Annotated in this window: 13 protein-coding genes and 1 tRNA gene; 4 read left to right on the top strand and 10 right to left on the bottom strand. The window is 43.1% G+C overall.

Going from position 1 to position 14,655, the window contains the following annotated elements:
• Positions 1–35: 35 nt before the first annotated feature.
• Together BM195_RS10155 and BM195_RS10150 are read right to left on the bottom strand one after the other, a co-directional pair.
• The gene (locus tag BM195_RS10155) at positions 36–1,685 is read right to left on the bottom strand and encodes an amidohydrolase (protein WP_244535727.1); all 1,650 of its coding nucleotides are present in this window, start codon (positions 1,683–1,685) and stop codon (positions 36–38) included.
• A 30-nt stretch (positions 1,686–1,715) separates the two neighbouring features.
• A complete protein-coding gene (locus tag BM195_RS10150; protein ID WP_090237401.1) occupies positions 1,716–3,143 on the bottom strand; it encodes a sodium:solute symporter family protein in 1,428 nt (475 codons plus the stop codon).
• Positions 3,144–3,772: 629 nt separating this feature from the next.
• Between BM195_RS10150 and BM195_RS10145 the strand changes: the two genes are divergently transcribed.
• Positions 3,773–3,845, top strand: a tRNA-Ala gene (locus BM195_RS10145).
• Positions 3,846–4,005: 160 nt separating this feature from the next.
• Complete coding sequence (locus BM195_RS10140; RefSeq protein WP_090237400.1) at positions 4,006–4,572, top strand: nitroreductase family protein; 567 nt, start codon at positions 4,006–4,008, stop codon at positions 4,570–4,572.
• A 324-nt stretch (positions 4,573–4,896) separates the two neighbouring features.
• On the opposite strand, the gene BM195_RS10135 is transcribed toward BM195_RS10140, so the two are convergent.
• Positions 4,897–5,397 (bottom strand): transposase, encoded by a 501-nt coding sequence (locus BM195_RS10135; protein ID WP_090237396.1) that lies wholly within the window; start codon positions 5,395–5,397, stop codon positions 4,897–4,899.
• Between the two features lie 372 nt (positions 5,398–5,769).
• On the opposite strand from BM195_RS10135, the gene BM195_RS10130 reads away from it, so the two are divergent.
• A complete protein-coding gene (locus BM195_RS10130; protein WP_090237393.1) occupies positions 5,770–6,126 on the top strand; it encodes an ArsR/SmtB family transcription factor in 357 nt (118 codons plus the stop codon).
• Between the two features lie 12 nt (positions 6,127–6,138).
• Complete coding sequence (locus tag BM195_RS10125; RefSeq protein WP_090237391.1) at positions 6,139–6,651, top strand: SRPBCC domain-containing protein; 513 nt, start codon at positions 6,139–6,141, stop codon at positions 6,649–6,651.
• Between the two features lie 380 nt (positions 6,652–7,031).
• Here the strand turns inward: BM195_RS10125 and BM195_RS10120 are convergent, their stop codons facing one another.
• The 7 genes from BM195_RS10120 to leuC all read right to left on the bottom strand — a co-directional run bounded on the left by BM195_RS10120 (position 7,032) and on the right by leuC (position 14,638).
• Positions 7,032–8,990, bottom strand: a complete 1,959-nt coding sequence (locus BM195_RS10120) for a TRAP transporter permease (RefSeq protein WP_090237388.1) — start codon at positions 8,988–8,990, stop codon at positions 7,032–7,034.
• 127 nt (positions 8,991–9,117) lie between these two features.
• Positions 9,118–10,119 (bottom strand): TAXI family TRAP transporter solute-binding subunit, encoded by a 1,002-nt coding sequence (locus BM195_RS10115; protein WP_090237385.1) that lies wholly within the window; start codon positions 10,117–10,119, stop codon positions 9,118–9,120.
• Positions 10,120–10,466: 347 nt separating this feature from the next.
• Complete coding sequence (locus BM195_RS10110) at positions 10,467–10,775, bottom strand: nucleotidyltransferase family protein (RefSeq protein WP_280141262.1); 309 nt, start codon at positions 10,773–10,775, stop codon at positions 10,467–10,469.
• Between the two features lie 212 nt (positions 10,776–10,987).
• The gene (panD, locus tag BM195_RS10105; protein WP_090237382.1) at positions 10,988–11,380 is read right to left on the bottom strand and encodes an aspartate 1-decarboxylase; all 393 of its coding nucleotides are present in this window, start codon (positions 11,378–11,380) and stop codon (positions 10,988–10,990) included.
• 174 nt (positions 11,381–11,554) lie between these two features.
• Complete coding sequence (ilvA, locus tag BM195_RS10100; RefSeq protein WP_090237379.1) at positions 11,555–12,568, bottom strand: threonine ammonia-lyase; 1,014 nt, start codon at positions 12,566–12,568, stop codon at positions 11,555–11,557.
• A 27-nt stretch (positions 12,569–12,595) separates the two neighbouring features.
• Complete coding sequence (leuD, locus tag BM195_RS10095; RefSeq protein WP_090237376.1) at positions 12,596–13,174, bottom strand: 3-isopropylmalate dehydratase small subunit; 579 nt, start codon at positions 13,172–13,174, stop codon at positions 12,596–12,598.
• 51 nt (positions 13,175–13,225) lie between these two features.
• Positions 13,226–14,638 carry a 3-isopropylmalate dehydratase large subunit gene (gene leuC / locus BM195_RS10090; protein ID WP_090237374.1) on the bottom strand — a complete coding sequence of 471 codons (1,413 nt, stop codon included), beginning with the start codon at positions 14,636–14,638 and terminating at the stop codon, positions 13,226–13,228.
• Positions 14,639–14,655 lie beyond the last annotated feature (17 nt).

Here is a 14,655-nt window from a genome sequence, read left to right as displayed (position 1 = left end):
TAAAAAAAGGCAGGGATACAAAATCCCTGACCCGCTTATCTGCTTTCTTTCCGAAAAACCACTTCCCCGCCAATCAGCGTTATCAGCACCTGAATATCCTTAATGTTTATCGGATAAATGGTTGTCGGATCAGCATCCAGCACGGCAAAATCCGCAAGCTTTCCCGCTTCAATACTGCCTGTTTCATTTTCCTGGAAATTCAGTCTTGCTCCGTCAATTGTCATCGTCCGAAGTGCTTTTTCCACACTGATGCACTGTTCTTCACCCAGTATGTCGCCTTCTCTTGTACGGCGATTAACGGCAGCCCAAATCGAAAACAACGGCGAAATCGGTGTAATCGGGCAATCGGAATGTAAGGTATACAACATATGCCGAGCTGAAGCGTCGGCCAATGGATTGATACGGCTCGCCCGATCCGGACCCAGAAATAGACGTTTATGCCGGTCACCCCAGTAATAAACATGATTAATGAAAAATGATCCCGCCACATCCAGTTGCTGCATTCTGTCAAGATCCTCCGGCAATGCTGTCTGCACATGCTCAATCCGGTGCCGGTGATCTGATCGTGGTTCAATGCTCAACGCATGTTCATATGCATCCAAAATCGACTCAATGGCCCGATCTCCGTTTCCGTGAATCGTAACCCGAAAACCTCGTTTGTGAAGATCCAGCACCTCCGCATTAAATGCCGCCTGATCATGCAAGAGTTCTCCGACGGTACCTGGTTCATTATAATAGGGCTCCCTGAGTGCAGCCGTAATGCCCTGGATTGAACCATCCTGAAACAATTTGGCACTATCCAGCACAGCACGCCCTGCCGACTGTCTTTGAATTTCTGCGTCCATCTCTTCTGCAGTGAAATCCTGAAATTCCCCATGCTCATTTAACAGATGGTGAAGCAGAAGCAGCCGCATGCGGATCGGGTTCTTCCCTTGACGCAGAGATAAAAGATGCGCTTCGTATTCCTTCATGCCATAATCCAGCCCAACACCGGCATCTGAATTTGTCGTAATACCGTGGGCTAAATATTCTTCGGCTGCCTCACCGATAAAGGAAGCAATCGCTTCTGTTGTCGGGGTGGGAATGTGCTCCTGTACCAGATTTAGTGCCGGAAGCTCGTACAATACACCATCAAGACCTCTATCCTCGTCTCGTCCAAAACGTCCGCCTTCAGGGTTTTCAATATCTTCACCGATGCCTGCCATCTCCAGCGCTTTGGAGTTGGCAACGCCGAAATGGGATGAACTATGCCGCAGAAATACCGGTTTGTCAGGTACAACCGAATCCAGCTCTTTACGCGTTGGGTGCCTGTTTTCATCCAGCATAGTATTATCATAGCCCCAGCCCATCACCCACTCAGCATTATCAGTGCAGGCAGCCTGTTTTTTTACTTCGGTAAGGATTTCCGGGATATTTTTCTTTGTACTGCAATTAACTTGCTGCCGGAACATGGCGTACATGAGCAGATGATTGTGTGTATCAATAAATCCGGGAATCAGTGTAGCTCCATCCAGATCCAGAACCCAGGCATCGGAAGACAGATTCATATCAGCATCCAGCGGTTCAGATTCAGGCCATACCTTTGTTATCAAGCCGTCCGACACTGCCACAGATCCTGCCCGGCTGTTATTCTCATCCATCGTTAATATATTCGCATTTTTAATCAGCAAGTCATGTTTGCTCACCTTAAAAGACTCCTTTAAATGTTCTTAAGTTTAATCTGTTTTTTTTGCTGAATCAAGATCCTGCCAATAGACAGCTCTGACTTGTTCAGTATTTTCATGCTGTGTCAGCAGACTGATCACAGCTAAGCTGACGATTGATACGGAGAAACCAAAAATCGTATGATCGATATTCAGATCAAGAAATGGCCAGCATAATGTTGCAATCGCCGCCAGAACCATACTCCAGATCATACCTGATTTGGTCACCCGCTTCCAAAACATGACAGCAAGAAACGGGAATAACAAAACAGTCGCCGACAGCCTTAATGCCCATTGATACGCGGTTTCAATATCCGTTACAAAGTAAGCAACCAACAGGCCTAATAAACTAATGAGTACGACCGTCAATCGCGAGGTCACCATCAGCTGTTTATTGGAGGCACCGGGTTTCATCACACGCTGGTACAAATCACGTGTCAAATTGGAACTTCCCTGCAGGATGAACGATGTCGCACCAGTCATCAGCGCAGCCACCAGCCCGATAAAGACAATTCCGCCAACAGCAGGCGGCAATAACTCCGCTGTTACGTACGAAAACAATAAATCCGCATCTATATCCAATGGAACATACTGCCGGGCAATGACACCAATTGAAAATGGCAAAATCGAAACCGCACCGGCAATCAGAAATCCGGTCACCCCCGCTTTTTTTGCCACTTCTTCACTTTCAGATGCAAAAATCCGCTGCCAGGTTGACTGCCACACCATGTAGAATGGTGCCACAGATAATGCATATAACAAAATTTCACTTAACCCTTCAGGCCCGAGCGGACTGATATATTCAACAGACGTATTCGCAAAAATCTCTTCAAATCCTCCTGCATATACGATACTTGCAACGAATAGCACAACAATACCGATAATCACAATTATCGATTGAATTGCATCGGTAATAATTGTAGCCGGCAAGCCGCCCAAAATCGTGAAACTAAGTATCAGCACAAATGACAGTGTAATCCCGACATTAGTGTCAATTCCCAGCGTAATTGTGAAAATTGTTGACATACCAACCATCTGCAACGCAAGTGTCGGCACTGAATAGATAAACGCAGAAAGAATAGATGGCAAAACACCCGATTTACCGCCAAACCGTTCGCCAAATAAATCTGCCAGCGTATATAAGCGTTGTCTTCTGAGTGGACCGGCAAACCCGACAATTAGCAACAGCGAGAAAAAAATTCCCGGCAGTGCGAATTTAAAAAACCCGGAAAGACCGACCGTAAACCCCATGCCGACCCATCCGATAAACACTGCAGCACCACACCACGTACTAATAATCGTGCCAACGATTGGCCAGAATCCAGTATTCCAGCTTCCAATCAAATAATCATCATACGTCTTAATCTTAAAGAAATAATACGTTCCCATTGCAAACATTAAAACAAAGTAAATCACAATATAAGATAAATACCATGCCATATGTAATTGAATCTCCTTATTAAAGTGGATTGTAATTCGTTATGTGGAAAATTTAGTGAGAATATTAGAAGGGTGTTCACCTCAATTAAAATAGGATTTTAGTGAACCTTTACTAATCCTGTAAAGTCCATAAAAAACAGATATAATATATCGTAGCACAACAATAACGTTATACAAAACAAATCTCGTCAATTTTTATTTGTATCGTAACCATACTGCCTTCATGTGCTTTCTAATTGATTTGTTCTGTGAAACGCTTTACAACACACACGAATTTAGTCAATTTTACGCTTTCCTGTATGAATGTAATCACTTTTACAAAGTCTTCGCTCTAAAAATGGTCTTTTGACTTCTTTTGACAAAATATTTCCCGGGTAATATTTATCCCATACGCACAAAAGCTGATATTCTTTTTGCTGCTTAATATGTTTTCGCTATCGGTTAATTTGCGTCACCTGCTGATATTTGTATTCTTGGATGGTGTTTTCGTTTGATATTCTCTCACGCTCGTTAATATTGTAAACCCCTTCACACGTACAGTTAGAGGAGTCGATCCATACCCATATATATTTAAAATTCCCTCTTGAAAATTACTCAAAAAATGTCTATAATGAATATCGGATTCAAATGGGGCATTAGCTCAGTCGGGAGAGCGTCGTGCTGGCAGCGCGAAGGTCATCGGTTCGAGCCCGATATGCTCCATCATATCATTTCCCAAAACAGGCCGGAGCGATTCCGGTCTTTTTTTGGCTCTTTAGCCATTAGGTATCAACAGGACTTCTCATCAGGTATATAGCTTGATTTTATAACGCTCCTTCACTATAATAAGTCACATTGAAAATTCTCATTTGGAGGTAAGAACATGATTAAACCGGAAATAAAGCAATTTCGACATACCGATCATGATATCGATCCCGTCTTCTTACATCGATGGTCACCACGTTCCTTTTTGGAAAAGGATATTCCGGAAGATGTACTTGTGCGTATATTTGAAGCGGCACGCTGGGCACCGTCTGCCATGAATCTCCAGCCATGGCGTTTCATCATTGCCCGTACAAATGAAGATCGGGAAAAATTTTATTCTTTTATTAAAGAAGGAAACCGTAAATGGTGTGAAAAGGCACCCGTCTTAGCATTAATCATTTCAGATAAACAAGACAATACCCATGCTTTTGATGCAGGGGCTGCCTGGGGCTATCTCTCACTGGAGGCAGCGCGCCAAGGACTGGTGACCCATCCGATGGGCGGTTTTCATCGGGATCAGGCGCGGGAGATATTAAACATCCCGGATGACTTTGATATTCAGGCACTCGTTGCCGTCGGATATAAAGGTGAGAAAGAAGCGCTCGATGAAGACCTTCAGCCACGTGAGCAGCCATCTGACCGCCGTCCACTGAAGGAATCCATTTTTGAAGGGACATTCTTATAATGATAAGGAGCAGGTCACATAAAGTGAGCTGCTCTTTTAACATGTAATCGGAAAATAGTGTGGAAAGAGGGTTAAAAGGTACCCTCTTCCATAACCTTTATCAGTGTGGAAAAATCAACCCCATAGATTTCCTCATACACCCATTCATAACCAGTTTGTGCCCAATTTGGGAAGTGATCAGGTAACATTTTTCCGAAAGTAACTTCAACTTCTGGGAATTTCTTTTTTACTTTACGATAGCCTTGTGTAAATAAAATTTTTGCTCTGAGGGCTTCAAAGAGTAGCCACGATTGTCTTAATTAAACGATTGAATATTTCTTCTTCCTAATTATTCATTGCTTTTATCAGATCCGCAAAATAAGGCAATAATTCTTTAGGTACATTTGATAGCCAGCTTTGATAAAGTTTATAGGCTTCATTAATCGATTTAGCTTCATATATCTCAAAGAATTGCTCTTTAAGTTCGTAGGCTTGACCAAGTAATGGGAAATTATCAGTCCATATTTGCAACTTTATTTGATCATCGAAGTCGTTAAGGTCTTTTCGTCTTGTAAGTAGCACATAACGATCCCTCATAAGTTGTCTACGTTCTTTGGCTGACACATTTTGTCGGTTAGCCTTTCGTATTTTTTCTAACGCTTCATTGGCTAATTTAACCACATGAAACTTGTCGATTACGATTTTGGCATGTGGTATCACTGTACTAACTGCACTTTTATAAGGATTCCACATATCCATTGGTACAAGTTCGATTTTTATCAATGTCCTGAAATTTTGATAGGTAACTGATAACCGTATCTTTATTTCGTTTTCGTAAAATGTCAATTACGGACTTATTTTCAACATCTGTGATGACGCAACGATAGTTTTTCAGCAAATGGACTTCTTCAATACCAAGCCATTTGGGAGTTCTGAAATCTGTTTGTGCTTCAAGTTCTGTAACGTAGTCATTAAAGATATTTCGTACAGTCTTTTCATTAACTCCTATTTCATCTGCAACACTGGTTTATAGTATAGATTATAACAACATTAGTGTATAGTTTCTTAAGAATGAATTTAGTCCATAATATAACTTTACAGTTATATTCTATATATGTTATATTTCAATTAAGTTATATTCGAATCACATGAATATGTCATCTATCAGAAAGGGGATGCGATGATAAAAATAGATATTTATTTAATGAGGTGAGCGACATGTCAGGTAAAAATTCTGGTATGGATGTTGCTATGCTGGGTGCATTAGTTGAACCAAATCGGATGGCTATCGTTGAACTGTTAAGCAATGGTCCTCTAACCGTGGGAGAAATTGCTAATCGGCTGGGACTGAGCCAGCCACATGCATCAAAGCATTTAAAAGTGCTAAGTAACAATGGAATTGTAGAAGTGAAGCCAGAAGCTAATCGTCGATATTACAAGCTGCGACCTGAGCCCTTCCAGGCATTAGAATATTGGGCGACTTCCTTTAAAAAGGATATGGAAAGGAGATTCGACAGCTTGGACGATTATGTACAAGAATTCCAAAACAAAAGAAAAGAGACGAATGAAAAATAAGGAGGAAAAATTATGCCAAATAACAAAATGGTTTCAAGAGTAGAGAATGAAAGGTTTATTGTTTTAGAACGAGTTTATGATATGCCACGTGATCAATTATTTCAATTGTTTAAGGAACCAAAACACTTAAAGCGCTGGTGGAGTACGGATGGTTGGGAACTACCCGTTTGCAACATGGACTTTCGTCCGGGAGGCGTATGGCACTACTGCATGAAATGTGTTGATAGGAATCAAGAAGAATATGGAATGGAATCTTGGAACAAAACCATTTATAAAGAAATTATTGAGCCAGAAAAGATGGTCTATAACGACTATTTCTCGGACGCGGAAGGCAATATCAATGAGTCTATGCCTTCTCCAGAGGTCACGATGGAATTCATCGATTTGGGTAGTCAAACAAAATTGGTCAGCCGTTCTGAATTCGATTCAGCAGATTCTCTTCAAGCTGTTTTGGACATGGGATTGCTGGAAGGCATTACGCAAACGTGGGATAGTTTAGATGCACTAGTTGAGACCTTGAAGTAAAATAGGAAACAATACTTTGGTCATTTAATATAATTTGAAAATGATGAAAAAATATCACAAAAAGCGGTTAACCAGAATAGTTAATCGCTTTATAATACATCTTGTATAGACGTTATCTACCTCCAAAGGATAAAGAATACTCTCCTTCCAATCCATCAAATTCCTTAAACTATATAAAATATTATTAGAGTAATTTAACCTATTTTAGACAACTATTTTACTAACCTCTCCATTCGTTTAACGGAATATAATTTATGTTTTCCACACGATAATCCGAATACCCCTTTTAACATGGTGATGTGCAACCATCTTCATGACGAATCCCCTGTACGTGATTGCCGGACCTAATCCAGTGAATCTTTGTTTGATCTCCATAAATCTTATGCTTCCGCCGCCCGTAAACGACCCACGTCATCATCTTTTCTTTGCTTTTGAAGGAACCACACAGTTGCCATAAGCCCTATTCCAATCAAGTTCGTTATAAATTCAGGGAGTATCAGGCATAATCCACCTGCAAACAACGCCAAACGCTCCCACAGTCGTGATGACCTGATAAAATAGCCGATCATCGCACTGCTGACCCCCATCATTCCAACAACAGCCGTAATGATCGCCAGCACAATGTTCACCGCAGTCACGTCCACGAGTACAAGAATCGGATTATAGACGATAATATATGGTATGATAAACGCAGCAATTGCCAATTTGACAGCCGTTATCCCTGACTTGAACGGGTTAGCCTTGGCAATACCTGCACCGGCATATGCAGCCAGACAGACAGGCGGGGTAATATCGGCAACAATGCCAAAATAGAAAACAAACATATGGGCAGCAATCGGTTCAATTCCGAACTCATTGATCAGTGCGGGAGCTGCTACTGTTGCTGTCACAACATAATTAGCTGTTGTCGGCAGCCCCATGCCAAGTATAATACAGGCAATCATGGTAAAAATCAGTGCCAACACGAGAAAGCCACCTGATAAAGCAATGATCCCTGCCGCAAATTTGGAGCCAAGACCGGTAATGCTGATGATCCCGGCAATGATTCCTGCTGTGGCCACCGCTGCAATAACCGGAAGCGCCACTCTTGCTCCCTGCTCCAGAACATGAATAATCTGGCGTAAAGACATGCGGGTTTCCTTGCGAATAAAACTGACCAAAAAAGCAGACACAACACCAAACAATGCTGCACGTTGAGGCGTAAATCCGATTAAAATAGTTCCGATAATCAGAAACAATGGAAGCAATAAATAACCGTATGTTAAAAATAATGTCCTGAACACCGGCAGTTCCGATTTAGGCAGTCCAAGTATGCCGAGTTTTTTGGCTTCAAAATGTGTCCCGATAAAGATACCAGTAAAATACAATACTGCCGGTATCGCCGCAGCCATCATAATGGTTGAATATGGTACACCTAAATATTCCATCATAATGAATGCCGCCGCTCCCATTAACGGTGGCATTATTTGACCGCCTGTAGAGGCTGAGGCTTCCGTAGCAGCGGAAAATTCCGGTTTGAATCCTGCTTTTTTCATCATCGGAATCGTAAACGAACCGGATGCAACGGTATTGCCAACCGAACTTCCCGATACCATCCCCTGCATCCCGCTAGCCGCAACCGCTGCCTTAGCTGTTCCACCTGTATACTTTCCGGTAAGCGCGAACGCCATGTCGTTAAAAATTTTACCGATATTCGTATGAATCAGCAATACACCAAAAAACAGGAATAGATAAATAAATTTCGAGGAAATCTGAATGGGCGTACCGAATACACCACTCTCCTGAAACCATAAATCAGTTGCCACTGCATCAACAGAAAAACCAGGGTGGGATAAAATGTCGGTCGGAATGTAGTTTCCAAACACCGCGTATAACAGGGTGATACTCGCCACAATGACAATTGGAAGGCCGACTGTTCTCCGTGTTGCTTCCAGAACAAGTAATACACCGATGATTGCAATTACAATATCGAGGAGGCTGTAGCCGGAAATCCTGCTCTGCAAAATGGACTCAAAAAAGATAATTTTATGATAGGTGACATACATCGCCATAAACGCCAGTATCACATCATACCACGGAACGTTTTTTTGCTTTTTCTGCAACCCCTTTTTCGCCGGGAATAGCAAGAAAACAATGCCCAATGCTGTCCCTAAATGAATAGCCCCCTGTTGCTGTGATGGCAGCGTACCAAAATACCCGGTATATAAGTGGAAAAGGGTTAACCCGACCCCCAAAAACGTTACCACCCAAATCCACTTTCCGAGATGAATACGGGATTGACTTTCTCGATCATATTTCTCCAAAATATTCTTGGTCTGATTATTTGGTTGATTGCTCATATCATCACCATCTTGTTGAGAATTTCAAAGAAGGAGATGAAAGTCCTTTTATTGCCATCATCTCCATTGCCGTTTACTTGCTGGATACGTGGTGGTTGGCACCACAGAGTTGTAAAGCTGTCTTACATTATTTTATATCCTCAATACTTTCAATGCCTGTTGCATCACGTGTTATGATCTGAACAATTTCCGGGTAAATATGACCAATAAAAGCAGCATTGTCAACCTGGGCGTCTTCAAAATCGCCTTCACCATTCATGGCATCAAGCGCCGGCACATTGACAGTCATGCCAAGATCCATGCTGCCGTCACGAATACTGGATAAATTCTCAACAGATGCACCTGTTTCTGTATTCGTAACATTCACATCGTCCAAATGATTATTCCAGACATTTGCCATCTCACCACCGAGTGGGTAATACGTGCCCCCCTGACTGCCCGTTCCCAGCACGAGCTCACTTTTGCGGCTGGACTCATCTGCTGATATTTCGGCAACTTCATTGTCGACCGTTAATCCCTGTTCTTCATAATAGCGTTTTGCTCCGGGATGGATCGGCAAACCTTCAGATCCATCCAGTGCATTTTCAAGGGTCATTTGTTCGGACTGAGCATGTGTATTTTCATCGGCATTTTCAATCATGATTTTTGCCAGCTGATAGCCAAGCTCCTCATCAATCGTTTTCATGCTGCCCATTAATACAGCCCGTGCCGCGACCGTATTCACATCCGAATCCTGAAAATCATACGTGCCTGCCGGAATGGTAAATTGGTTGTAACCGCTGTTTTCCTCAATTTGAGCAACAGCATCATCCGACAACCCGAGCAGTTTGACATCACCGCTGGAAGCATGCAAACTTTCAATACTTCCGGCCGGCATGCCCAAAATACCGATCGATACATCGATATTGCCATCCTGGACGCCATCAGCCGCATCACCAAAACCCTCCTGATACTGACTGTAATCATCCTCACTGATACCGTAAGCATCAAGAATCAATTGGGACGCAGAGTTTGTCTCACTCGCAGGTGGACCGATTGCGACATTAGACCCGCCGTCGCCACATGCAGCGAGTAACAAAGTCAACGCAAACAATGACGAAATGATTCCTGTCATATGCCTCTTTTGCATTCCGTATCCCCTCTCCTTTCTATTCATGGTGACAACGCTTTCAAAATAGTTTCATATATTATAGAAAATCACTTCATATACGTTGCCGATTGAGTTTATTATATGCTCTTTTACACTTAATAATCAACAGTTATTTTCAATAAATACCAAACTTTCAAATTGTTTCGATATCATTTTCGTCGTAAACTCCAACAAACAAATAGGTGGCTCATCACTGCAATCGAAAGAAACGGCAAAAAAGGAGCATACATTTTTTTCTGTTCTCATGCCCCCTTTTTAGCTTCAGAATTCGATTGTAATTGAAACAGGGATTAAAATATTGCGATAAACTGGGGACAAACAAGAGGTTAGTCGTCTGAAGCAGTATAATACTTTTGCGGATTTCTGTGCAGTGCTGCTTCTTTTTCATAGATTTTGACGCCATTATGGTCAATGTGCTCTGTCAATTTTTCATTCATTATGGAATCATAATGCACAATGTCAAAAAAATAAGGAAGCGGATACTTTTCGTTTAATGATTCGCTTAATCGTGCCACTGTATCGCGGTTTGCTTGTACACCTTTAATGACAAGATCTATGTCAGAACCTTTCTTATAAGTGCCTAAAGCACGGCTTCCGTATATAATGGCACTGTCAATTTCTCGAAAGCTTTTGATTGCCTGAACAATTCATTCCATATCTTGTTTCAGTAGTCCGAACATTTTATTTTTCCTCCGATAATTTATGGTAGAGTGCTTTTATCTCCGGCAAATAAGCGTTTAGAATTTCGTTGCTTTAAAACACCAAGCCTAGCAGCCCTTATGCAGAAACTTTTCTTTCTGCCAAAAATGAATCCAACCAGACATATCACCAGTTGGATCCACTTCATTTATTGTTTAACCCCTTCAGGCCAATGTAAATCGTGTTCTTCTACACTGGTAATCTCGATATTTTCATCAACAAAGACGACACGCGGCTGAAGATCTTCTATTTCATCATCAGTGATGAGTCCCATGCTTAAAATAATAACAAGATCGCCCGGTGAAAAAATATTTGCCGGCGGGCCGTTCAGACAAATCCGGTTTGAGCCCTCCGGTGCCGGAATAGCATACGTTTTCCATCTGGCCGCATTTTTTAAGTTAGCAATCTGCACCATTTCGTATGGTTTAATATTTGCTTCTTTCATCAGTTTTTCATCAATCGTTACACTGCCGATATAGTCAAGCTCAGCTTCCGTAACCCTCGCCCTATGTATCTTTCCCTTGCACATTAAACGTTGCATGAAAAATCCTCCTTGTCGAGTTTCTACTATAATACTAGTATGAAATATATTCATGGAAAATACAATAAAGATGACCTTCTGTAATTGCGAAAATCTGTCAAAAACAGCCATAAGAAAACCTGCACTTCTCTCATTGGTTCTGTGCAGGTTTCCAATCCATTCGAATCTATCTTTCTAGATGATACATGCCGAGTAATGCAGCTTTTTTGCAAGTTGCTGGATCATCGGCAGTGTACTGATATCCATGTTGCCGCCACTGACAATGATACCGCAGTGATCCGATTTCATGCGGCTTCCATGGGCGAACAATGCAGCTAATGCCGCAGCACCTGCTCCTTCTAGCAATGTTTTGTTTCGTTCAAGCATGTAGATAATAGCTGAAGCAATTTCCTCATCAGTTACCGTGACCATATCATCTACATATTTATTAATCAGCGGTAACGTATGCTCCCCAGGCTGTTTGACGGCTATTCCCTCAGCAATGGTTGATACACGATCAAGATGCTTGATCCGATTTTGATAATAGCTTTGATATATGGCAGATGCTCCCGCCGACTGAACGCCAATCACCTTAACGCGCCGGCTCACATGCTTGGCAGCTGTGGCAATCCCGCTGATCAGCCCGCCACCCCCAACAGGAACCACAATCGTATCAATCCGGTCTTCCTGCTGCAGCATTTCCGTTGCAATCGTGCCTTGGCCTGCCATCACATCATAATCGTCAAACGGATGGATATATTCTGCCCCTGTCTGCATTTGCCGTTTCATCGAGGCATCATATGCTTCCTGGAACGACTCACCAGTCAGGACTACCTCTGCGCCATAAGCACGTGTTGCGTTCACTTTGGCTGCCGGTGTTTTTTCTGGCATGAAAATGGTCGCCCGGACGTTCAATTTTGCGGCCGCATTCGCCACTCCTTGTGCATGATTGCCGGCAGAAGCGGCAATGACACCTTTTTTCAATTGTTCATCCGACAGCTGCATCAGTTTAAAACTCGCACCCCTGAATTTGAATGCCCCAGTTTTCTGCTGGTTTTCCATTTTAAAATAGACATGTTTTCCGACTAACGCATCGGTTGTTGCAGACCTCATGACGGGTGTACGGTGAGTGACTGTTGCCAAACGATCTCTTGCCGCAGCCACTAAGTCACCTGTTAAGCAATTCCCAACTCTTCCACTCTCCTTCATTATAATAACTGTCGTCACTCATTAAGCTTATCTGGCACCCTCAAACGCAGTAATTTTATCTTCATGCTGCAATGTGAGGGCAATATCATCCAGTCCGTGCAGCAAGTTTTCCTTATGGTACGCTGGAATATCAAAAGGCACTTCACTGCCGTTGCCGCGAATGACCTGCTTTTCCAAATCGACCGATAACACCAATTCCTGCTTTTCCGCCTGTTTCATCCACTGATGAACCTGCTCCTCATCCATCTGTACGGGAATAATGCCATTTTTTAAGGCATTATTGTAAAAAATATCTGCGAAACTTGGGGCAATAATCACGCGGAATCCATAGTCCAGAAGCGACCATGGCGCATGTTCTCTCGATGAACCGCAGCCGAAGTTTTCTCCAGCCAGCAGAATTGTGCTATTCTGATATGCCGGCTTATTCAGGACAAATTCGTCACGCTGATTCCCGTCATCATCAAAACGCCAATTATAGAAAAGAAATTGGCCAAAACCGCTCCGTTCAATCCGTTTCAAAAACTGTTTCGGAATAATCTGATCCGTGTCGACATTTGCCCGATTTAACGGAACAGCCACTCCTTCATGTTTCCGAATCGCTTCCATGACTGACGCCTCCCTTCTTATCATTCATAAAATTTCAATCAATGAGTCCTGTTATGCAGAATAGACACCTGCTGCAAACTTCCGGACATCGACAAAATGACCTTCAATTGCTGCCGCTGCCGCCATTTCCGGACTTACCAAATGCGTGCGGGCGCCATTTCCCTGTCTCCCTTCAAAATTCCGGTTGGAGGTGGATGCACAGCGACCGCCCGGCGGAACAACATCATCATTCATCGCCAGACACATACTGCATCCTGCTTCACGCCATTCGAAGCCAGCTTGCTTAAAAATGATATCAAGACCTTCCTTTTCAGCCTGAAGCTTTGTCCCAAATGATCCCGGCACCACAATGGCTCTGACAGCTTCATTTACTCGATGCCCTTCAACAATCGCAGCCGCTTTACGCAAGTCAGTGATACGGGAATTTGTGCAGGAACCGATAAACACATGATCAATCGCAATTGATGTGATCGGCTGATTTTCATCAAGACCCATATAATCCAGGGCGCGTACTACGCTATCCGAATCATCAGATTGACTCACATCCGGTGTACTTCCGCTGACCGGTACACACATGCCAGGGTTCGTTCCCCAAGATACTTGCGGTTCGATTTCCTCTGCTTTGATTGTAACCGTCTCATCGTATTCAGCACCTTCATCTGTTGCCAGAGCAAGCCATTCCGCTGCTTTTTCTTCAAATGCATTTCCCTGTAGCACATTCGGTTTATCCCGAAGAAATTCCACCGTTGTCTCATCCGGGCTAATAAGTCCTGCCCTGGCACCGGCTTCAATCGACATATTGCAGATAGTCATACGGCCTTCCATCGATAAATTCCGGATTGCTTCACCCGTATATTCCATCACATATCCGGTACCAAACCGCACGCCAAATTTAGAGATGATCGCCAGGATTAAATCCTTCGCGGTGACCCCTGATCCGAGATCGCCCTCCACATGGACATTCAACGTTTTCGGCGGTTGTTGCCATAACGTCTGGGTTGCCAGCACATGCTCCACCTCACTGGTGCCAATACCAAACGCCAAGGCGCCGAATGCTCCGTGGGTAGACGTATGACTGTCACCGCATACAATCGTTTTACCCGGCTGTGTCAGTCCAAGCTGAGGACCGATCACGTGCACAATCCCTTGATCTGGATGAAACATATCAGCCAATGTAATACCAAAGTCCTTGCAGTTTTTCTTCAACGTTCCCATTTGTTTTTTGGAAATTTGATCATCGATGACATCCCTGTTTTTGGTCGGAACGTTATGATCCATTGTCGCAAACGTCAAATCTGGCCGTCGTACCTTTCGATTACTCAAACGCAACCCCTCAAACGCCTGCGGGGACGTCACCTCATGCACCAGATGCAGATCGATATACATTAAGTCCGGTTTACCTGCTTCTTCATGCACCACATGTTTCTTCCATATCTTCTCTATAATCGTTTCAGGTTTTCCCATTTCGTCACCTCCACTTC

The sequence above is a fragment of the Lentibacillus halodurans genome (assembly GCF_900112045.1).
Taxonomy (GTDB): domain Bacteria; phylum Bacillota; class Bacilli; order Bacillales; family Amphibacillaceae; genus Lentibacillus; species Lentibacillus halodurans.
This window is presented reverse-complemented; position numbering and strand designations above follow the sequence as displayed.

Bases quoted from the DNA above. Each gene is read 5' to 3' on its own strand.
- BM195_RS10150 (WP_090237401.1), bottom strand. From the start codon at position 3,143: ATGGCATGGTATTTATCTTATATTGTGATTTACTTTGTTTTAATGTTT.
- BM195_RS10140 (WP_090237400.1), top strand. From the start codon at position 4,006: ATGATTAAACCGGAAATAAAGCAATTTCGACATACCGATCATGATATC.
- BM195_RS10130 (WP_090237393.1), top strand. From the start codon at position 5,770: ATGTCAGGTAAAAATTCTGGTATGGATGTTGCTATGCTGGGTGCATTA.
- BM195_RS10125 (WP_090237391.1), top strand. From the start codon at position 6,139: ATGCCAAATAACAAAATGGTTTCAAGAGTAGAGAATGAAAGGTTTATT.
- BM195_RS10120 (WP_090237388.1), bottom strand. From the start codon at position 8,990: ATGAGCAATCAACCAAATAATCAGACCAAGAATATTTTGGAGAAATAT.
- BM195_RS10115 (WP_090237385.1), bottom strand. From the start codon at position 10,119: ATGCAAAAGAGGCATATGACAGGAATCATTTCGTCATTGTTTGCGTTG.
- panD (WP_090237382.1), bottom strand. From the start codon at position 11,380: ATGCAACGTTTAATGTGCAAGGGAAAGATACATAGGGCGAGGGTTACG.
- ilvA (WP_090237379.1), bottom strand. From the start codon at position 12,568: ATGAAGGAGAGTGGAAGAGTTGGGAATTGCTTAACAGGTGACTTAGTG.
- leuD (WP_090237376.1), bottom strand. From the start codon at position 13,174: ATGGAAGCGATTCGGAAACATGAAGGAGTGGCTGTTCCGTTAAATCGG.
- leuC (WP_090237374.1), bottom strand. From the start codon at position 14,638: ATGGGAAAACCTGAAACGATTATAGAGAAGATATGGAAGAAACATGTG.